This is a genomic window from Cedecea neteri, from assembly GCF_000758325.1.
Classification (GTDB): Bacteria; Pseudomonadota; Gammaproteobacteria; order Enterobacterales; family Enterobacteriaceae; genus Cedecea; species Cedecea neteri_B.
In genome coordinates this window covers 4065183-4085748 of the sequence record NZ_CP009459.1, presented here as the reverse complement: position 1 = coordinate 4085748, position 20566 = coordinate 4065183, and the positions used below count along the sequence as shown (strand labels likewise).

The window sequence follows — 20566 nt, the reverse complement described above, 5'->3', positions numbered from 1 at the left end:
ATTAGCAACATATAGTAATTAAGTGATGTTTTCGTGGCCAAATATAAGGGTTTTTCGCAAAACGTTTTCCGAGGCATCGCGCAAGTTTCAGTCCAAAAGATAGCCACCTCACGATGTGGTAAATAAACTGTGGTTTATGTTTGAAATATAATCTATGGTTTATGAGCTGAGTGATGATATGGCGCGTGATATTTACTGACTACTTTTATTTTTGGTATCAGGCCCAGATAAACGTGGCCGAAACGCAGTTTGCACATCACCTGGCAGAACTGGAGGATGAAAATGAAAACGTTAACTGAAGTGATGGCAGAGTTCTCGCCGGAAGAGCAGGCCGAGATCCGCGCAATGACCGAAGTCTTAATTCTGGAAACGGGGTTGCAGCTGGTACGTGAGCAGCAGGGGCTTTCTCAAAAACAAGTGGCGCAAAAAATGGGGGTTTCCCAGCCGGCAATCGCTGCGATTGAACAACGTGGTAACGATCTCAAGGTGCTCACACTGAAGCGCTACGTTGAGGCGCTGGGCGGTAAACTTTCGCTGCATCTGGAATTTCCAGAGAGCGACCGGCGTTTCCAGATATAAAAAAACCGCAGGAGGCCTGCGGTTTGACGCGGTATGTTTGAACGTGATTATCTGAAAACCACGTCTGACCAGCGGGCAAGCCCCTGCGTCACCGAGCCAAAGTCGTCGCCCCCGGCAATCGGAATATTGGGCAACTGCTGGGCGAGCGCATGGCGCAGCAGCGGAGAACGTGCGCTGCCGCCGGTCAGGTAGATAACCTCAGGTTTAGCCTGGCTGTTGTCCATCGCCAGCGTGACCTGCTCCATGATGCGCTGCAGCGGCTGGCTGATGGCGGTTTCCAGCGCTTGCTGGCTGATGTCGCAGCCCACGTCTTTGGCAATAAACGGCAGCAGGGCTGAAACCTGCTGGCTATTGGAGAGCGCAATCTTGCTCTCTTCGGCCGCCCTGACAAGGCGATAGCTCAGGCGCTGACGCCAGACTTTCTGCAGATACGCCACCTTTTCCGGCTCGTGCGCGTCCCGAACCAGCTCGTTGAGCGAACGGCCGTTCGCCGCGCTGTAGAAGTCATTCTGTGCCGGGACATCGTTAATCGCGACGGCGTTCCACCACGGTAATACCGGCAGCGCGATGCCTTTTTCCGTCTGGCCGCCCATGCCAAGCAGCGGAGCCAGCTGTTTAAATGCCAGCATAATATCCAGATCGTTACCGCCCACGCGGCAGCCGCTGTGGCCGAGCAGGCTTTGTTCACGGTCGCGGCGCTGGTGCCAGTCAGGCCCCATTAGCAGTACCGAGCAGTCGGTGGTACCGCCGCCAATGTCGACCACCAGCACCTGTTTTTCTTCCTGAAGCGTGGCTTCAAAATCCAGCCCTGCGGCGACGGGTTCAAACTGAAATACCACGTCGCGGAAGCCAGCGCGGTGCGCGGCGCGTTCCAGAATCCCCTGTGCCTGCTGGTTGGCATCTTCCCCGCCCAGGCCCTGGAAGTTAATTGGTCTGCCAATCACGGCCTGGTCGATGGTCCCGTCCAGCTGGTTTTCCGCCTGTTTGCGAATGTGCAGCATCATCGCGCAGACCAGATCTTCAAACAGCGCAACCTGCTGCGGCTTCAGGCCGGTGGCGCCGAGGAAGGACTTCGGCGATTTAACGAAGTAAACCTCTTCCGGATCTTCCATGTACTGGCTAAGCGAACTTAAGCCAAATTTTACGCTGCCGGGCAGTACGTCAATGTCTTCTTCGCGGTTGTAGCTCACCGCGCGGCGCAGCAGTGCCTGGGTCTCACTTCCCGTAGCCGGAACTTCGTGGTGACGGAAGAGCCACTCGCTCACCGCTTCACGCGTCGGCGCACAGAGCATAGAAGGCAGCAGCGATGAGCCGTTCTCCATCTCCAGCAGCTGTGGTTTGCCGTCGCGCATAATGGCGACCGAGCAGTTCGCCGTTCCGTAGTCAAAACCGATTTTCATTTTCGTTGATTATCCCCATGCCAGTGAGAAGGGGGGCGACTTTAGCGGAATGCCGGTCCGTGGGCAACTGAATATGAAAGCAAGGCAGAAATCGGTATTTGGCGGTATGCTAAATAAGCAATGTTGTCTGCCTAATGCCCTCATTCTCTTCAGGATTATTTATGTACACCCTTAGCTATCAACCGCCTTATGACTGGCCATGGATCCTCGGTTTTTTGCAGGGACGTGCCGTGGAGGGCGTGGAAATTGTCACCGGGAATCGCTATCAGCGCAGCTTCGCGCTGGGCGAGCATTCCGGGCTGGTCACGCTTGAGCCAGACGAAAAGAATCTTTGCCTTAATGTGACGCTCAGCGACGGTCTTCAGCCTGTGGCAGGCAAAATTTTACAGTGCGTTAAGAACTTACTGGATTTGGATAAGGATCCGCAGCCAGTGTTGAGCAGCCTGGGCGCGCTGGCGGCAGCCCGGCCCGGCCTGCGTCTGCCGGGATGTATGGACCCGTTCGAACAGGCCATTCGGGCCATTCTCGGACAACTGGTCAGCGTGGCAATGGCGGCAAAATTGACCGGCAAAGTTGCAAAGACCTTTGGCAGGAAGCTTGAAGGTAACGATGGCTGGTATCTGTTTCCGGATGCCAGGACGCTGGCAAACTGCGATATTCAACAGCTGAAATCTTTGGGCATGTCACTTAAGCGTGCCGAGGCTATTGTGAATCTTGCCGGAGAAGTGGTGAAAGGGCAGTTTCCGCTGCAGCTGCCCGATGACCTGGAGCAGGGAATAAAAACCCTGATAGCATTGCCGGGGATCGGGCGCTGGACCGCCAGCTATTTCGCTCTACGCGGCTGGCAGGCCAACGACGTTTTCCTGCCGGATGATTACCTGATTAAACAGCGCTTTCCCGATATGACACCTGCACAAATCCGCCGCTACGCCGAGCGCTGGCAGCCGTGGCGCTCCTACGCGCTGTTACACATCTGGTATAGCGACGGGTGGACGCCGATCAGTTAATGCCAAAATAACTATTCGTCAGCAGCAGCTCCAGCGGCTGCGGCTGGGCGATGGTTTCTCCGTAGATTAAATCAATCCCAATGCCGGAAAGCGTATCCATCACCAGCGGCATGTCCGCCGGCCCGGCGATAGTTTGCAGCGTCATGCGCTGGGCATGACCGTGCACAATCGTCACCATCATTTCGTCCATCAGGTTACAGTGTACGTTGAGGATCAGCTCAGGATCTAACATCACGTAGTCGAACAGATGATGACTCAGGGTATTAAACAGTTCCAGATCGCGCCCAACGTGGCTCAGCACCATACGGCAACCGGCTTTGCGCAGCCGTTTCAGGCTGGCATAAGCGCGCTGTGGCTCGGTGAGCAAGTCGCTGCTTTGAATTGTCAGGTGCAGCAGACGGGCCGGCATTCTGCTGGAGGAAAGCTGTTCCAGCAGCTCATTGACGAAGGTGTCGCTGGCCAGGCCAGCACCGGAAACGGGCAGCGCGACGCCAAAACCTTTCATGGCGACCTGGGCGGCATACTTGTCAAAAAATTCGCTAAATACGCGGCGATCCAGCGCATGATGAAGCGCCGGGTCGGCAAGGCCTGAGCGGAATGCGGGTTCGTTGATAACGTCCCCTTCGTTGCCCCAGAAGCGTAGGGTCAGGAGATAGAAACAGGTGGATTCCGGGATGCGCGGCGGCGCAATCGCCATCGCTACCATCAGCATGGGATTGTCTTTGATCACCTGCCACTGTTCGTCGAGCGGCATGGTGTCCCGGCCTTGCTCCATGTAGTGGCGGTGCGGCTCATAAACCGTGACCTGGCCACGGCCGTTGTTCTTCGAGGCGTAACAGGCGATATCGGCCTGGGAGAGCACTTCAGACGCGATAGCATTATCGCCGTCAATGTGCGTGATCCCGGCGCTGGCGCCGATGCGGTGCAGGCGGCCATCCCACATAAAGTGGTAGTCATTGATGCTACGAATGATGCGCTCAGAAATATAACGTGCGTTCTCAGTGGAACAATCCGGCAGCAGCAAACCAAACTCGTCGCCGCCGAGGCGGGCAAGGAAATCCCCCGTGCGCAGCATACTCAGCATCATTGCCGCCAGCTCCCGCAGCAAGGCATCACCTGCGGCATGGCCCGCGGAGTCGTTAACGGCTTTAAAACGGTCGAGGTCAATGAACACCAGGGCATGGCGCTGGCGGTGTTCAATTGCGCCCTGCAACAAACGCTTCAGGTGATTCTCGAAGCTTACCCGGTTGGCCAGGTGAGTCAGGCTATCGTGGGAGGCGCTGTAGCTCAGTTGCTTAAGCATTTTCCGGGACTCGGTCACATCCTGGATAACCAGCACGGAGCCAATGCTTTGGCCGTCCAGCGTGGTCAGTGGCGTAATGGTGTAGTGGATATCGTAGCTGCCGCCGTTGCGGCAGTGCAGCACGACGTCTTGTTCGATGGCGCTACGAGAAAAATCGCCGCTGTGTATGTTTTCCATCACCGGGCCATTATCGCCGAAGGTGATGCGCAGAATCGCCAGAATGTGCTGGCCGATGGCCGCTTCCTGCGCCCAGCCGCTGAGCTTTTCGGCCACCGGGTTCATAAAGGTGACATTCATGTCGACATCGGTACAAATCACCGCTTCACCGATAGAGTCCAGCGTGATGTGCAGCCGCTCTTTTTCCTGGTACAGCGCTTCGTTGAGCTGCTTAACCTCGGTCATGTCCATATTGATGCCCAGCAGCCGTTCCACGTCGCCGTTCTTATTCAGCACGCGGTTAGCCAGGGAGCGAATATGGCGGATGCCGTCTTTGACATGGATACGAAATTCAAGCTTAAACGGCAGACGGTTTTTTAACGACTCGCGAATAACCGCTTCCGAATGGGCGAGATCTTCTTTCACCAGTCTGTCCAGCCAAAGCTGGTAGGTGGGTTTGGTATGCGGCGGCACGTCGTAAAGCTCAAACATCCGCTTATCCCAACTGATGACATCGTTGGTTAGATCCCACTCCCAGATACCGATGCCGCCGGCTTCATTGGCAAGCGTAATGCGCTCCATCAGCCGCTTGTTGATCCACTCGGTATGCTTCAGGTCGTTGATGTCTTCAATCTGGGCGATGTAGTAGAGCGGCGTGCCGTCGGTATGACGCACAACGGATGCCGTGAGCATGGCCCACACGACATTGCCCGCGCTGGTGTAATAGCGCTTTTCCATTGAATAGCTATTGATGTGCCCGGCTTCGAGCTTGCTCAAATGCTGCAGATCGAGATTCAAATCTTCGGGCCAGGTAATTTGCTGGAAGGTGAGATCGCTCAACTCTTCGCTGGAATAGCCGAGGAACTTACATAATGACTTATTGACCTGCAGCCATTTGCCCTCGGTGGAGACCAGCGCCATGCCAATAGCTGAGTATTCCATGGCGTTACGAAAACGCGTTTCGCTTTCGGTGATGTGTTTACGCTCCGTGCGGGAGGAATACATCACCATGGTGATGACGTTTGCCGGCAGCAGAATCAACAGGAACGGAAGCCACGGCGCATATTCCAGCACGCGAGGGTGCGGCGTTGACATCGGGAATTTACCGATGGCAATCATCGCGGACACCATCATCAGCGTGGCGAGGAAAATAATAAAGGCTTCCAGACGCGGTAGGCGAATGGCGCTCCACATCAGAATGACGATGATAAAAGTGAACGGCCAGGGCAGATAAATTAATGAAAAATAGCTGAGCGCCAGCGTAACGGCGAAGGTCGCCACGGTTTCAAACAGCAGGGCAGCTTTACGGTGACGAAGCAAATAATAAGGTTTAAACAGCAGCCCCGCCGGCATCAGCGCCAGCGCCCCGATGGATTCAGAAAGCACCCATATAAAGAAGGTTTTCAGCGCCGAGGAGTCAACCGGTATTGGCAATAGCGTCACCAGCAGGCCGCCTACCAGCGGAGGGATTGCCGCACTGCATAAGGCAAGTCGTGACCAGTTATTGAGGTTTTGTAAGGGGTTTTTCCGCGGTAAAAAGCGGCGTAACAACAGCGCACCTAGCAGCGCCTCAACCAGGTTTATCGCAGTTAACGAGATATTCAGCCCGCTAAATGAAAAAACGGCGGCACTGGCTGCCATGCTGCCCAGCCCACAGACGATGGCAATCAGCGGCCATTGACGGAGAGGAGTACGGAAAAATGCCGCCATCATCACCGAGGTGGTAAACCAGATAGGCACCAGATCGGTGCCTTTTAACGTCAGCTCAAGGGAATAGAGGGTGAAAACAAAGCTGAGTAACCCCAAGCCAGCCAGCAGTATCAGTGAATGGAAGGCGGCTTCTGTTTGTCTGTTTTTTATAATCATTACCGCAAATCCGCTTGGACACTGCCGCCAGGAGCCACGCCCGGATGCATATAAATAAAGAATCGGTTTATGCTAGTACAAACAATTTACAATTCCTATGCTCGGTTGTCAGAATTTACCTACAGAGTGTCAGAAATTGCGTAGTCAAATCACGTAATTAAATAATTCCACTTTCCCCTGTTGCCTGGTGATGGCGCGCTGTCAGGCCTTTGTCACTTTGTTGGCCCTTTGCCGCGTAATTTCACGATTGCAAGGGGTAAGAGGCTGGTATCAAACGGCGGTTGTCCCTATAATTGCGGCGTTTGACGCCTCCGCGTCGTCCTTCCAACATTTTTCGTATTCAGGCCGTAAATAATATGACCGATCAGTCTCATCAATGCGTCATCATCGGGATAGCCGGCGCATCGGCTTCAGGGAAAAGCCTCATTGCCAGCACGTTGTATCGTGAACTGCGCGAGCAAGTCGGCGATGAACACATTGGTGTCATTCCAGAAGACAGTTACTACAAAGATCAAAGCCATCTGTCGATGGAAGAGCGTGTTAAAACCAACTACGATCACCCCAGCGCAATGGACCACAATCTGTTGTTCCAGCATTTGCAGACGCTCAAGTCCGGCAAAGCTATCGAACTGCCGGTTTATAGTTACGTGGAGCACACCCGCACCGACCAGACAGTGCATTTGGTCCCGAAGAAGGTGATCATTCTGGAAGGCATCCTGCTGCTGACCGATGCGCGCCTGCGCCAGGAAATGAACTTCTCCATTTTTGTCGATACGCCGCTGGATATCTGCCTGATGCGCCGTATGAAACGCGACGTTAACGAGCGCGGTCGTTCAATGGATTCCGTGATGGCGCAGTATCAAAAAACGGTACGCCCAATGTTCCTGCAATTTATTGAGCCTTCCAAACAATACGCCGATATTATCGTGCCGCGCGGGGGCAAGAACCGCATCGCAATCGATATTCTGAAAGCCAAAATCAGTCAGTTCTTTGAATAAAGACCTTTGCGAGCGCGCGTAAGCCGCTCGCTTTTACGTTGAATCCCTCATCCATTGCCAATTGGCTATCGCCTGTGCTCTGTGGCAGTGTGTGTAAAACTGAGATTGATAAGGAGAATCTGCGATGCGCCTTTGCGATCGTGATATCGAAGCCTGGCTGGACGATGGCCGTTTAGCGATTACCCCCCGTCCTCCGGTTGAACGCATTAACGGTGCCACCGTGGACGTTCGCCTCGGCAATAAATTCCGCACTTTTAGCGGTCATACCGCCCCTTTTATCGATCTCAGTGGTCCTAAAGACGAAGTCACCGAAGCGTTAGAGCGCGTCATGAGTGATGAGATTGTGCTGGATGAGGGCGAAGCTTTCTTTTTACATCCAGGAGAACTGGCGCTGGCGGTGACGCTGGAGTCTGTCACTCTGCCCGACGACCTGGTCGGCTGGCTGGATGGGCGTTCCTCGTTAGCGCGTCTGGGCCTGATGGTACACGTCACTGCCCACCGCATCGATCCGGGCTGGCACGGCTGTATCGTGCTTGAGTTCTACAATTCAGGGAAACTGCCGCTGGCGCTCCGCCCGGGCATGATGATTGGCGCGTTGAGTTTTGAACCTCTCTCAGGGCCAGCCGCACGCCCTTATAACCGCCGTCAGGATGCCAAGTACCGCGACCAGCAGGGTGCGGTGGCAAGCCGTATCGATAAAGACTGAATCGCAGTGAATTGTTCGTCCTCTGGCGAATGATATGGAGAATGTTATGAGACGACTGTTAACCACGTTGATGATTCTGCTGGTTGTGCTGATAGCCGGCCTGACCTCACTTGTGTTGTTGGTTAACCCTAACGACTTCCGTGGTTATATGGTTCGTCAGGTTGAGGCTCGCAGCGGCTATCATCTTGAGCTGGAAGGGCCGCTGCGCTGGCACGTCTGGCCGCAGCTGAGTATTTTGTCTGGCCGTATGTCGTTGACTGCGCCAGGCGCGACTCAGCCGATGGTCAGCGCGCAAAATATGCGTCTTGATGTGGAGCTGTTCCCACTGCTTTCTCATCAGCTTCAGGTTCGTCAGGTGATGCTGAAAGGCGCGGTGGTCCAACTGACACCTGAAGCTGAAGCAAAGCGCTCGGCTAATGCGCCGGTAGGGCCAAAAGGCCCCGTGAGTGAACCGGATGCTGGGCGTGGCTGGTCCTTTGATGTCGCGAAGCTTAAGGTGGTTGATAGTGTGCTGGTCTTCCAGCATGTCAATGATGAGCAGGTGACGGTCCGCAATATTAACCTGCAAATGACGCAGAATGATAAGCGGCAGGCGCATATTGAGCTCAGTAGCCAAATCAACCGTGACCAGCGAGATTTAGCGCTTTCTATCACCGCAGATGTTGATCTCAATGACTATCCACAGCAGATAAACGCCACGTTAAGCCAAATTGACTATCAGCTGAAGGGCGCCGATCTTCCTGTTGACGGTATCGGCGGTTCGGGGTCGCTGCAGCTGGGCTGGAAAAGCGGCGACAGCCAGCTTTCGTTGACAAATATGCAGCTTACGGCCAACGACAGTGATTTACAGGGCAATGTCAGCGTGGCGATGCAGGATAAACCACAGTGGACGGTCGATCTGCATTCTCGCCTGCTTAATCTCGACAAACTGGTTGTTAATCCGCCTGTCACAGATACGGTGATTAACCAACAGCCGCAGCAGGCACAGCAGGCGCAACAGCAGCCTCGCCCGGGGCCGGTGATTGCCGAAGAACAGGGTGAAACCAACTACCATAGCCTGCGTAATTTTAATGCTGTACTGAATATCAAAGCTGGTGAAGTGCGCTGGCGTGGCCTGGCGTTCAGCGATGTACAAACGGCGCTGGTGAACCAGAATGGCAAACTCAACATTAACCAGCTCAACGGCAAGCTGGGGCAGGGCACGCTCTCGCTGCCGGGCTTGCTGGATGCCAGCGGCAAGACGCCTGAGCTTGCCTTCCAGCCGCAGATCAAAAATATTGAGATAGGCAAAATTCTGACCGCTTTTGATTACCCGATTGCGTTGACCGGGCAGTTTTCTATGACCGGTGATTTCAGCGGCGAGCGCCTGGATGCGGAGGATTTCCGCAGTAACTGGCAGGGAGAAGCCCAGCTTGAGCTGGCCCATTCTCGGCTGGAGGGGATGAACTTCCAGCAGCTTATTCAGCAGGCGGCCAGTCGGAATAATGAGGGCGTGGAGGCGCAGCAAAACGCTCAGAACGTCACCGAGCTTGACCACTTCACCACGTCGGCGTCGCTGGATAACGGGCTTCTGACGATGACGAAGATGGTCGGCGAGTCCAGCGTGCTGTCCCTGACCGGGGAAGGCACCATGGATCTGGTGAAAGAGGTCTGCGACACTAACTTTGCAATTAAAGTCAGCGGCGGCTGGCAGGGCAGCGACAGTAAACTGATTGAAGTGCTAAAAAACACGGCCGTTCCGCTCCGGGTTTATGGCCCGTGGCAGCAGCTGAATTATACGCTTCAGATTGACCAGGTGCTGCGTAAGCAGCTGCAGGATGAAGCTAAGCGTCGACTCAATGACTGGCTGGATAAGCATAAAGAGAGCGACAGGTCGAAAGACGTTAAGCAATTACTGAATAAGCTTTAATGACCCTATAAAAACCGGCGAAAGCCGGTTTTTTTATACCTCATAATCCAGCAGGTTATCCTCTGACTCACGCGGGATGATTTGCACTTTGTTTACCCTGTGATTCACCACCTCCAGCGTTTTGAGCAAATAATTCCCCACTTCAACGCTCTCGCCTTCGGCTGGAATATGCTGCAAATGCTCCATCAACAGCCCGGCAATGGTGTGGTATTCCCGTTTCTCATCCAGGGGCAGGACGATATACTGCACCAGATCGTCCAACGGCATGTGGCCGTTGGCCGTCCAGCTGCCATCCTGATTTTTCTGGATATCGTGGCGGGCATCTATCTCTTCCACTTCGTTCGGTAGATTGCCGGCGATGGTTTCCATCACGTCGCTCAGGGTGACAATGCCTTCCACCGAGCCAAACTCATCGACGACAAAAGCAAAATGGGTGCGTGCGTTGCGGAACTGTTCCAACGCCTGCAGTAGCGGCAATGCTTCAGGGAAAACCAGCGGCTGGCGAATCAACGGCGCAATATTCAGCGCTTCGCCGTTCAGCGACTGCTGTAATAGGTCGATGACGTGTACGATACCGAGAATATCGTCCTCATTGTCCATGACCACGATGCGCGTGTGCTGATTTTTATTCAGGAGTTCGCGAACCTCGGCTTCCGGGGCGGTAATGTCCAGATGCTCGACGTCGTGGCGGGAGGTCATGATGCTGCTGACGCTGCGCTGGTTCAGGTGCAGCACGCGCTCAATCATTCGCGTTTCCTGCGGGTTAAAAACATCGCTGTTAATGCCGCTGTCGGCAATGAGCGAGGCGGTCTGGGCATCCAGTTCCGCTTCTTCCTTCTTGCCATTTAACAGCCGCAGTACGGCTTCGGCGGTGCGCTCCCGCAGCGACTGATTTGCGGAAAGAAAACGTCGGCGGTTAAAAATCGCCAGCTGATTGAGTGATTCAATCATCACCGAGAATCCGATGGCGGCATAGAGATAGCCTTTCGGGATTTGATAGCCAAAACCGTCGGCCACAAGGCTAAAGCCAATCATCAGCAGGAAGCTCAGGCACAAAATCACGATGGTCGGGTGGCTGTTCACAAAGCGAGTCAGCGACTTGCTGGCCAGCACCATCAACCCGATGGCGATGATAACCGCGGCCATCATCACCGCCAGATGGTCGACCATGCCAACGGCGGTGACCACTGAATCCAGGGAAAACACGGCGTCAAGAATGACGATCTGCGCTACAACGGGCCAGAATTTGGCCCCCCGCTTTTGCGTGTGATGCTCACCGTCCTTGCCCTCCAGCCGCTCATTCAGCTCCATCGTGGCCTTAAACAGGAGGAACATACCGCCCAACAGCATGATCAGATCCCTGGCGCTAAAGCTAAGGTCGTGAATGGTGAATAGCGGTCGGGTAAGCGTCACCAGCCACGAAATTGAGGCCAGCAACAGCAAGCGCATAACCATCGCCAGCAGCAAGCCCGTGACGCGGGCGCGATCGCGCAGTTTGGGAGGCAGCTTTTCGGCGAGGATAGCAATAAAAACGAGGTTATCAATGCCCAGAACCAGTTCTAAAACGACCAGGGTAACTAACCCGGCCCAGATTGAGGGGTCGGCAATCCATTCCATACGGGGTTTATAGCCTTTAACTTACGGGCAAATGCCACACGGAAATGATGGATAATTGTCGGACAAAAAGCAATGTTTGCCTGAGATTAATCCGTAATGACTTATAGAGTTTTCAGCATTAAATGAATATCCAGTAAGTGATTGCGGATAATATTTAAAGACGTATTTGAGTTATATATTTTATATATGGATGGGTCGCCATGAGATAGTTCTGTATGTTTTCGTGGTAATTATCTTAATATTTACCCTGTCAAGATAAAGAAAATCCTAAAATGTTATTATTGCGTGGTTCATATTATTCTTAAAAGTCCCGTTGCGGCCTTTTGTCTCCTTGCTTGCTGAGTTTTAAGCTGCAACAATCTTTATCGATGATTAGCAATGAATGTTTTTTTATACATTGGTTAATAGTTCGCCCCAGCATTTTCATAAAACCTGATTCTCTGATTTCAATATCTTACTGGATATTTGAATACCTTAGATTATTAGGATTATTTACCGTTTTCAGTAGGTTGGTGACTGTGAGCCAGGGGCGGTAGCGTGCCCGGATGCGGCCAGATAACAGCAAGTCATGGAGTCATCAGAATGTCGGGAAATAAGCTTATTTTAGGAATAATGCCAGTTATCTCACTTTCTGAATATGTTCAATTCTGTACTTCATCCTCACGGCTAATTGCTTGCCTGTTTTATTCGCTCAGGATAATTACTCAGCCATAGTGATAAATATTCAATGATAAAATACAAACTTAAGTTGATGCCTTTATTGGTGTCAGTCACCCTGATGAGCGGTTGCACGGTATTTCCCGGCAGCAATATGTCTGCTTCAGGAAAAGACGTCATCAAACAACAGGATGCTGATTTTGACCTTGACCGAATGGTCAATGTTTATCCTTTAACGCCGCGACTGGTGGAGCAACTGAGGCCTCGCCCGGTGGTTGCTCAACCGAATGCCGGGCTGGATAAAGATATCGCCAATTACCAGTACCGCGTCGGGCCGGGGGATGTATTAAACGTCACGGTTTGGGATCACCCTGAGTTGACCACGCCAGCGGGGCAGTATCGTAGCTCAAGCGACACCGGGAACTGGGTACAGCCGGACGGCACTATGTTCTACCCGTATGTGGGTAAAATCAGCGTGACCGGCAAAACGCTCGCAGAAATTCGCAGCGATATTACCAGCCGTCTTGCGCAGTACATCGCCCAGCCGCAGGTGGACGTTAATATCGCAGCCTTCCGCTCGCAAAAAGCCTATATCTCCGGGCAGGTCAATAAATCCGGCCAGCAGCCCATCACTAACGTGCCGCTGACTATCCTCGACGCGATCAATGCCGCAGGCGGTTTAACCGAAGTAGCCGACTGGCGTAACGTCGTTCTGACTCATAACGGGCAGGAAAAACGTATTTCTCTGCAGGCACTGATGCAAAACGGCGACCTCAGCCAAAACCATTTGCTCTACCCCGGCGACATTCTGTTCGTGCCGCGTAATGACGATCTGAAAGTGTTCGTGATGGGGGAAGTGAAGAAGCAAACCACGCTCAAAATGGACTTCAGCGGCATGACGCTTACCGAAGCGCTTGGTCAGGCCGAAGGTATCGATCTCACCTCTTCCAACGCCAGCGGCATCTTCGTGATTCGTCCGCTCAAAGGGCAGACGCAGCAAAACGGCAAGATCGCCAACATTTATCAGCTCGATATGTCCGATGCGACTTCGCTGGTGATGGGCACCGAGTTCCAGCTCCAGCCTTATGACGTGGTGTACGTCACCACCGCGCCGGTTTCCCGCTGGAATCGCCTGATCAACCAGCTCCTGCCAACCATCAGCGGCGTTCGTTACATGACCGATACCGCCAAAGATATCCATACCTGGTAACGCGCTATGTTCAACAAAATACTTGTGGTTTGCGTGGGGAACATCTGCCGTTCTCCCACGGCTGAACGACTGCTCAAACGTTACCACCCGGAGCTTAGCGTCAGCTCTGCCGGGCTGGGGGCGCTGGTTGGGAAGGGTGCAGATGCCGGTGCCGTTGAGGTCGCTGGGCGGCACAACCTTTCGCTTGAGGGGCATTTAGCCCGCCAGGTATCGGGGCGTCTGTGCCGGGAGCACGACCTGATTCTGGCGATGGAAAAACGGCATATCACCACGCTGTGCGAAATGGCACCCGAAATGCGCGGCAAAGTGATGCTGTTTGGCCACTGGGATGCAGAGAAAGAAATCCCCGATCCCTATCGTAAAAGCCGCGACGCCTTCGAAGCGGTCTACAGCATGCTCGACCTTTCTGCCCAAAAGTGGGCTAACGCACTCAACGCTCATCAGGGATAACAATGACAGAGAAAGTACGCCGTTCGAGCGCCCCGACCGAGGGCAATGACGAAATTGATATTGGCCGTTTGTTTGGCACCGTGCTGGAGGCTCGCTGGTGGGTGATCGGCATTACGGGGCTGTTTGCCGTGCTGGCCGCAATTTATGCCTTGTTTGCCACGCCGGTCTACAAGGCCGACGCGCTGGTACAAATCGAGCAAAATGCCGGTAACACGCTGGTGAATGACATCAGCTCTGCGCTCAGCAATAAGCCACCAGCTTCTGCCGCAGAAATTCAGCTGATCCAGTCCCGCATGGTGCTGGGGAAAACCGTTGATGACCTGAATCTGGATATCTCGGTGACCAAGAACACCTTCTGGCTGTTCGGTGCGGGCTGGGATCGGTTGCAGGGGCATCAGAACGACACTGTGAATGTCACCACCTTCACGATCCCCGCAGCGATGAACAAAGACACCTTTACCGTTGAAGTGCTGAACGATAAACAGTACCAGCTGACCAGCGACAATGGTTTTAGCGCCAAAGGTGAAGTGGGCAAGCTGCTGAGTAAATCGGGCGTCACGATGCAGGTGGACGGCATCCAGGCGCAGCCTGGTGACAATTTCACGGTGGTGAAGTATTCCACGCTGGGCATGATCAACCAGCTGCTGGGCAACCTGACGGTGACCGAAAACGGCAAAGATACCGGCGTGCTTAGCCTCTCCTACACCGGAGAAGATAAAGATCAGATCCGCACCATTCTCGACAGCATTACCCGCAACTATCTGGCGCAGAACGTGCAGCGCAAATCTGAAGAGGCCGCCAAAAGCCTGAAGTTCCTGGCCGAGCAGTTGCCTGAAGTGCGCCGCAATCTGGATGCCGCAGAGAACAAGCTGAATGCCTACCGCCAGCGTCAGGATTCGGTGGATCTTTCCCTGGAGGCGAAATCGCTGCTGGATTCCGTGGTCAACATTGACGCTCAACTGAATCAACTGACCTTCAAAGAAGCCGAAATCTCCAAGCTGTATACCAAAGCTCACCCGTCCTACCGCACGTTGCTGGAGCAGCGCAGAACGCTGGAAGATCAGAAAGCCCGGCTGACCAACAGCATCGCGGCGATGCCTAAGACCCAGCAGGAAATCGTGCGCCTGACCCGCGATGTGGAGTCCGGGCAGCAGGTTTACATGCAACTGTTGAACAAGCAGCAAGAGCTGAAAATCACCGAAGCCAGTACGGTGGGGGATGTGCGCATCGTCGACCCGGCGATTACCCAGCCGGGCATGGTTAAACCTCAGCGAGTGCTGGTGGTGCTGGGCAGCATCATTTTGGGTCTGATTGTGTCCGTGATCGGGGTGCTGTTGCGCTCGCTGTTTAACGGCGGCATTGAAAGCCCGACCGTGCTGGAAGAGGCGGGGCTCAGCGTGTATGCGAGCATTCCGCTCTCCGAATGGCAGAAAACCCGCGATCAGGCCAACCTGCGTAACGTCAAAGGCACTAAACGCTTCAAACAGAGCCAATTGCTGGCTGTGGGTAACCCGACTGACCTGGCCATTGAGGCCATTCGCAGCCTGCGCACCAGCCTGCATTTCGCCATGATGCAGGCCTCCAACAATGTCCTGATGCTCACCGGCGTTAGCCCGTCTATCGGTAAAACCTTCGTGTGTGCCAACCTCGCGGCGGTGATTAGCCAGACCAACAAGCGCGTGCTGCTGATGGACTGCGACATGCGCAAAGGCTATACCCACGAACTGCTGGGGACCACCAACGTGAACGGGCTGTCCGACGTGCTGTCAGGGCAGGGGGATATTACCCGCTGCGCGCAGAAAACGTCCGTGCCGAACTTTGACCTTATCCCTCGTGGGCAGGTCCCGGCTAACCCGTCCGAACTGCTGATGAACGAGCGTTTCTCTCAGCTGGTGAAGTGGGCCAGTGAAAATTATGACCTGGTGCTGATAGATACTCCGCCGATTCTGGCCGTCACGGATGCGGCGATTGTGGGACGCCATGCTGGCACCACGCTGATGGTGGCTCGTTACGCGGTGAACACGCTGAAAGAAGTGGAAACCAGCCTGAGCCGCTTTGAACAGAACGGCATTGCCGTGCGCGGCGTGATCCTCAACTCGATTTTCCGCAGAGCCACGGGCTACCAGGATTACGGGTATTACGAATACGAATATAAGTCGGATGCTAAATAAGGTGATGGCCATGAACAGCAGCGCAACTCGCCCGCTTATCTCTATTTATATGCCGACGTGGAACCGCCAGCAGCTGGCTATTCGAGCCATCAACTCGGTGCTGCGGCAGGATTATGACCACTGGGAAATGATCATCGTAGATGACTGCTCCGCCAGCTTTCAGCAGTTGCAACAGTTTGTTGCAAACCTCGGCGATCCCCGGGTGCGTTACATTCACAACGACGTGAACAGCGGCGCCTGCGCGGTACGCAACCAGGCCATTGGGCTGGCGAAAGGGCGGTTTATAACCGGCATTGATGATGATGACGAATGGACGCCGAATCGGCTGTCGGTATTTTTGTCCCACCAGCATCAGCTTGTCACCCATGCGTTTTTATATGCCAACGACTATCTGTGTGAAGGGCAGGTCTACTCGCAGCCGACCAGCCTGCCGCTGTATCCGAAGTCGCCGTATTCCCTGAAGCTGTTCTACAAGCGCAACATCATCGGCAATCAGGTCTTTACCTACGCCGAGCGCTTTAAGAGCAGCCTGTTTGATACTGAGCTTAAAGCGGCCCAGGACTACGATATCTTCCTGCGTATGGTGGTGGCATTCGGCCAGCCGTGGAAGGTGGAAGAGGCGACCCAAATATTGCACGTCAATCACGGCGAGATGCAGATAACCAAATCCCCAAAGAAGTTTGCCGGTTATTTCCACTTTTACCGCAAGCACAAAGCCAAGTTCGACCGGGCCAGCAAGAAATATCAGCTGTATACGCTCTACCAAATCCGCAACAAGCGCATGTCGTGGCGCACCCTGTTAGCTCTGCTGACGGTGCGCAACGGCAAACGCCTGGCCGATAGTCTGCGGGGGAGGTAAGCGTGCTGGAGGATATTCGTGCCAATAGCTGGAGCCTGCGCCCGTGCTGCATGGTGCTGGCCTATCGCGTGGCCCACTTTTGCTCGGTGTGGCGTAAGAAAAGCGTCATCAACAACCTTTGGGCCGCGCCTGTGCTGCTGGCCTACCGATTCATTACCGAATGCCTGTTTGGCTATGAAATTCAGGCCGGAGCCACCATTGGCCGCCGGTTCACTATTCATCATGGCTATGCGGTAGTTATCAATAAGTTTGTCGTCGCCGGGGATGATTTCATCATCCGCCACGGCGTCACCATTGGTAACCGGGGGAACAGTCTCGCCTGCCCGGTGATTGGCAACGGCGTTGAGCTGGGTGCCAACGTGATCATTGTGGGCGATATCACCCTCGGCAATAACGTGACGGTAGGTGCGGGCAGCGTGGTGCTGGACAGCGTGCCGGACAATGCGCTGGTGGTCGGTGAAAAAGCTCGGGTGAAGGTGATCCAATGAACATCATGCAATTTAATGTCCGCCTGGCAGAAGGCGGTGCGGCGGGCGTGGCGCTCGATCTGCACCAGCGTGCACGCCAGGCAGGGCTGTCTTCACGTTTTATCTACGGCTATGGCAAAGGCGGCAAGAAAAGCGCCAGCCACGACATTTATCCCGACGTTGAAAAACATACGCCTCGTCTGGTGTCCGTCGCCAATATCGCGCTGTTTCGTTTCCTGAATCGCGATCCTTTCGGCAACCTGAACAAACTCTACCGCCGGATCACCCGCAGCCAGCAGCCGGTTGTACTGCATTTCCATGTGGTGCACAGCTACTGGCTGAACCTGGACGAAATGGTGTCGTTTTGCCAGCGGGTGAAGGCGCACAAGCCGGATGTCACCTTCGTCTGGACGCTGCACGATCACTGGAGCATCACCGGGCGCTGCGCGTTTCTGGACGGCTGCGAAGGCTGGAAAACCGGCTGTGTTAAATGCCCGACGCTGAACAACTATCCGCCGGTCAAAGTGGATAAAGCGCATCAGCAGGTGGCGGGCAAGCGCCACCTGTTTCGCGAGATGCTGGCGCTGGGCTGTAAATTTATCTCCCCCAGCCAGCACGTCGCCGAAGCTTTTAATCAGCTCTATGGCGCCGGGCGCTGCAGCATCATCAATAACGGTATTGATGTCGCCACCGAGGCGATTCTGGCGGAGCTGCCGGAAAGCGGCGTCGCGACGGTGAAACCCCGCGTGGCTATTGTGGCCCACGATCTGCGCTATGACGGCAAAACCAACCAGAAACTGGTGCAGGCGATGATGGCCCTGGGCGACAAAATCGAGCTGCATACCTTTGGCAAATTCTCGCCGTTCGAAGGCGCCAACGTGGTGAACCACGGCTACATGACCGACAAACGTGCGCTGATGAGCGAGCTGAATACGATGGACAGCCTGGTGTTCAGTTCCCGCGTGGATAACTATCCGCTGATCCTGTGCGAGGCGTTGTCTATCGGCGTGCCGGTGGTGGCGACGAGCAGCGAGGCCGCCGATGAAGTTTTGCGCAAAGTCGGGGGCAAAACCTTCACGCCTGAGCAGGTTCTGGCGCTGGTGCAGCTTAAAAAAACGCAGCTGGCAGAGCAGGTCTTCGCGACCGATTTAGCGACGTTCCGTGCAGCCAGCCGCACGGCCTATAGCGGCAAGCAGATGCTGGAGGAATATGTCTCGTTCTATCAGGGTCTGTAGCTATCTGCTGCTGCCGTTCATCTATCTGGTGGTGAACATTAAGCTTGCCTCTCTGGGGGAGAGTTTCCCGATAACCATCGTGACCTTCCTGCCGGCGATACTGTTTTTGTACATCGAGCGCATCAACCTCAAAAAGCTGATGATTGCGCTGGGCGTGGGCGCGGGGCTGACGGCGTTTAACTACATTTTCGGCCAGTCGCTCGACCCAGCCAAGTACGTCACCTCGATGATGCTGTTTGTCTATATTGTGCTGATATTAGGCATGACATGGAGCTGCCGCTTTAAAACTATTTCCCAGCGAAATCACCGCAAGATATTGCGGTTTTTCTATGGCGTGGTGGGCATTATTGTGGCGCTGGCGGCGGCGGAAATGGCTCAGATTATTCTGACCGGCGGCAGTAGCCTGATTGAGAAAATTTCAAAGTTTCTCATCTACAGTAACAGCTATGTTCTCAACTTTATTAGCTTCGGCGGGCGGCGTACCACGGCGCTCTATTTTGAACCCGCTTTCTTCGCCCTGGCATTAATCTCAATTTGGCTCAGCATCAAACAGTTTGGTATCAAAACGCCGAAAACTGATGTTATGATTCTTCTAGGGATAATCCTGTCAGGATCTTTCTCCGGGGTAATGACGTTTATTTTGTTTTATCTGCTGGAGTGGGCGTTTCAATACCTTAATAAAAGCGCTATTAAAAAGAAGTTGCCATTAGCAATTATTTCACTGGCTGTTTTTTTAATCGGTTTAGTATTCGCTTTCCCTTATATCGCAACCCGCGTTGGTGATTTGGGGACAGAAGGATCGTCATCGTATTACCGTATTATTGGTCCGTTGGCGATGGTTGGCTATTCTCTGGCAAATATTGATGGCGTAGTACGGTTTGGTTCTCTCTATGAATATGTCGCATCATTCGGAATATTTAACGGTGCGGATGTAGGGAAAACCGTGGACAATGGGCTGTATCTGCTGATTATTTATTTCTCATGGTTTGCTGTGTTAATGACCGCTAGCTATATGTGGCGAGTCGTGAAAATGATGCGTAATGCCTTTGGAAATAATGAGAATTATCGTGTTCAGCTTTGGTTGTTTATGCCTGTATCTTTGTTTTTTACCGGTTCTATTTTTAGCCCGGAATATGCATTTTTAATTGTTTGCCCATTTATTTTGCGTAAAGCAATTAAGCATTCGCTGCCAGGAGGTGCGCAATAATGTTATTAAGTGTTATTACAGTGGCATGGCGTAACCATGCCGGGGTCGTGAAGACCTGGCAATCGCTGGCGCACCTGGCACAGGCCAAAGGCATTGAATTCGAATGGATTGTGGTGGACGGCAACTCTCCGGACGGCACGGCTGAGTTTCTTGCTGGCCTGCAGGGCCAGTACAACCTGCGCTTTGTCAGCGAGAAAGACAACGGCATTTACGACGCAATGAACAAAGGGATTGCCATGGCGCAGGGGCGCTACGCGCTCTTTCTGAACTCCGGCGATGCTTTCCACCCTGAAATTGCTGAGGTGATTTACCAGCTGGCAGCCTTAGGTGAGCGTGACGATGCGATGGTGATTGGCGACGCGTTGCTGGACTTTGGTGATGGCAATAAAATTCGCCGCAGCGCCAAGCGGGGCTGGTATATCTATCACAGCCTGCCGGCAAGCCACCAGGCGATCTTTTTCCCGCTCTCCGGCCTGCGTAAATATCCTTACGATCTGCAATATAAAGTCTCATCCGATTACGCGCTGGCGGCAAAAATGTACAAAAGCGGCTATGCCTTTAAGCGTATCAAAGGGCTGGTATCTGAATTTTCAATGGGCGGCGTGTCTACCTCTAACAATATTGAATTGTGCCGTGACGCGAGAAACGTACAGCGAAAAATCTTACGCGTGCCGGGATTCATTGCCGAACTCTCTTTTCAACTGCGGTTAAAAACAACCGGCAAAGCCAAAGCGCTTTATAACAAAACCTAAAGCACACGGGAAATATT

16 protein-coding genes are annotated in these 20566 nt (G+C 53.7%); 13 read left to right on the top strand and 3 right to left on the bottom strand.

The window, feature by feature from the left end; translation table 11 throughout:
• The first annotated feature begins 282 nt into the window (after nt 1–282).
• The gene (locus LH86_RS19100; protein WP_039304728.1) at nt 283–579 is read left to right on the top strand and encodes a helix-turn-helix domain-containing protein; all 297 of its coding nucleotides are present in this window, start codon (nt 283–285) and stop codon (nt 577–579) included.
• A 47-nt stretch (nt 580–626) separates the two neighbouring features.
• On the opposite strand, the gene yegD is transcribed toward LH86_RS19100, so the two are convergent.
• A complete protein-coding gene (yegD, locus tag LH86_RS19095) occupies nt 627–1979 on the bottom strand; it encodes a molecular chaperone (protein ID WP_039304725.1) in 1353 nt (450 codons plus the stop codon).
• A gap of 161 nt (nt 1980–2140) precedes the next feature.
• Here yegD and alkA point away from each other — a divergent pair, with 161 nt between their 5' ends.
• The gene (alkA, locus tag LH86_RS19090) at nt 2141–2986 is read left to right on the top strand and encodes a DNA-3-methyladenine glycosylase 2 (protein WP_039304720.1); all 846 of its coding nucleotides are present in this window, start codon (nt 2141–2143) and stop codon (nt 2984–2986) included.
• Here the strand turns inward: alkA and LH86_RS19085 are convergent.
• Nucleotides 2979–6311, bottom strand: a complete 3333-nt coding sequence (locus LH86_RS19085; protein WP_039304719.1) for a diguanylate cyclase — start codon at nt 6309–6311, stop codon at nt 2979–2981. The two genes, alkA and LH86_RS19085, sit on opposite strands and share 8 nt — an antisense overlap.
• Before the next feature lie 356 nt (nt 6312–6667).
• Here LH86_RS19085 and udk point away from each other — a divergent pair, with 356 nt between their 5' ends.
• The 3 genes from udk (at nt 6668) to asmA (ending at nt 9924) form a co-directional block, all read left to right on the top strand.
• Nucleotides 6668–7309, top strand: a complete 642-nt coding sequence (gene udk / locus LH86_RS19080) for a uridine kinase (protein WP_008455103.1) — start codon at nt 6668–6670, stop codon at nt 7307–7309.
• A 124-nt stretch (nt 7310–7433) separates the two neighbouring features.
• Nucleotides 7434–8015, top strand: coding sequence for a dCTP deaminase (gene dcd, locus LH86_RS19075; protein WP_039304717.1), 582 nt, complete (start codon nt 7434–7436; stop codon nt 8013–8015).
• Nucleotides 8016–8061: 46 nt separating this feature from the next.
• Nucleotides 8062–9924, top strand: coding sequence for an outer membrane assembly protein AsmA (asmA, locus tag LH86_RS19070; protein ID WP_039304709.1), 1863 nt, complete (start codon nt 8062–8064; stop codon nt 9922–9924).
• A 33-nt stretch (nt 9925–9957) separates the two neighbouring features.
• Here asmA and LH86_RS19065 read toward each other — a convergent pair whose 3' ends face one another.
• Entirely contained in the window at nt 9958–11541 is a 1584-nt protein-coding gene (locus LH86_RS19065) for a TerC family protein (protein ID WP_039304707.1), read from the bottom strand.
• A gap of 727 nt (nt 11542–12268) precedes the next feature.
• Here LH86_RS19065 and LH86_RS19060 point away from each other — a divergent pair.
• From LH86_RS19060 to wcaE, 8 genes are read left to right on the top strand one after another with little or no spacing between them, the layout of a single operon-like run.
• Nucleotides 12269–13408 carry a polysaccharide export protein gene (locus tag LH86_RS19060; RefSeq protein WP_039295207.1) on the top strand — a complete coding sequence of 380 codons (1140 nt, stop codon included), beginning with the start codon at nt 12269–12271 and terminating at the stop codon, nt 13406–13408.
• 6 nt (nt 13409–13414) lie between these two features.
• Nucleotides 13415–13858 (top strand): low molecular weight protein-tyrosine-phosphatase Wzb, encoded by a 444-nt coding sequence (gene wzb, locus LH86_RS19055; RefSeq protein WP_039304706.1) that lies wholly within the window; start codon nt 13415–13417, stop codon nt 13856–13858.
• 2 nt (nt 13859–13860) lie between these two features.
• Nucleotides 13861–16029, top strand: a complete 2169-nt coding sequence (wzc, locus tag LH86_RS19050) for a tyrosine-protein kinase Wzc (RefSeq protein WP_039304705.1) — start codon at nt 13861–13863, stop codon at nt 16027–16029.
• 10 nt (nt 16030–16039) lie between these two features.
• Nucleotides 16040–16888, top strand: a complete 849-nt coding sequence (gene wcaA, locus LH86_RS19045) for a colanic acid biosynthesis glycosyltransferase WcaA (protein WP_039306398.1) — start codon at nt 16040–16042, stop codon at nt 16886–16888.
• Between the two features lie 2 nt (nt 16889–16890).
• Nucleotides 16891–17376, top strand: a complete 486-nt coding sequence (gene wcaB / locus LH86_RS19040) for a colanic acid biosynthesis acetyltransferase WcaB (RefSeq protein WP_039304692.1) — start codon at nt 16891–16893, stop codon at nt 17374–17376.
• Nucleotides 17373–18590, top strand: coding sequence for a colanic acid biosynthesis glycosyltransferase WcaC (gene wcaC, locus LH86_RS19035; RefSeq protein ID WP_039304690.1), 1218 nt, complete (start codon nt 17373–17375; stop codon nt 18588–18590). The genes wcaB and wcaC overlap by 4 nt, the downstream gene beginning before the upstream one ends.
• Complete coding sequence (wcaD, locus tag LH86_RS19030) at nt 18565–19797, top strand: colanic acid polymerase WcaD (protein WP_039304688.1); 1233 nt, start codon at nt 18565–18567, stop codon at nt 19795–19797. Before wcaC ends, wcaD begins: the two co-directional genes overlap by 26 nt.
• On the top strand, nt 19797–20549 hold the full coding sequence (gene wcaE / locus LH86_RS19025; RefSeq protein WP_039304668.1) for a colanic acid biosynthesis glycosyltransferase WcaE: 753 nt from the start codon (nt 19797–19799) through the stop codon (nt 20547–20549). The genes wcaD and wcaE overlap by 1 nt, the downstream gene beginning before the upstream one ends.
• Nucleotides 20550–20566: the final 17 nt, after the last annotated feature.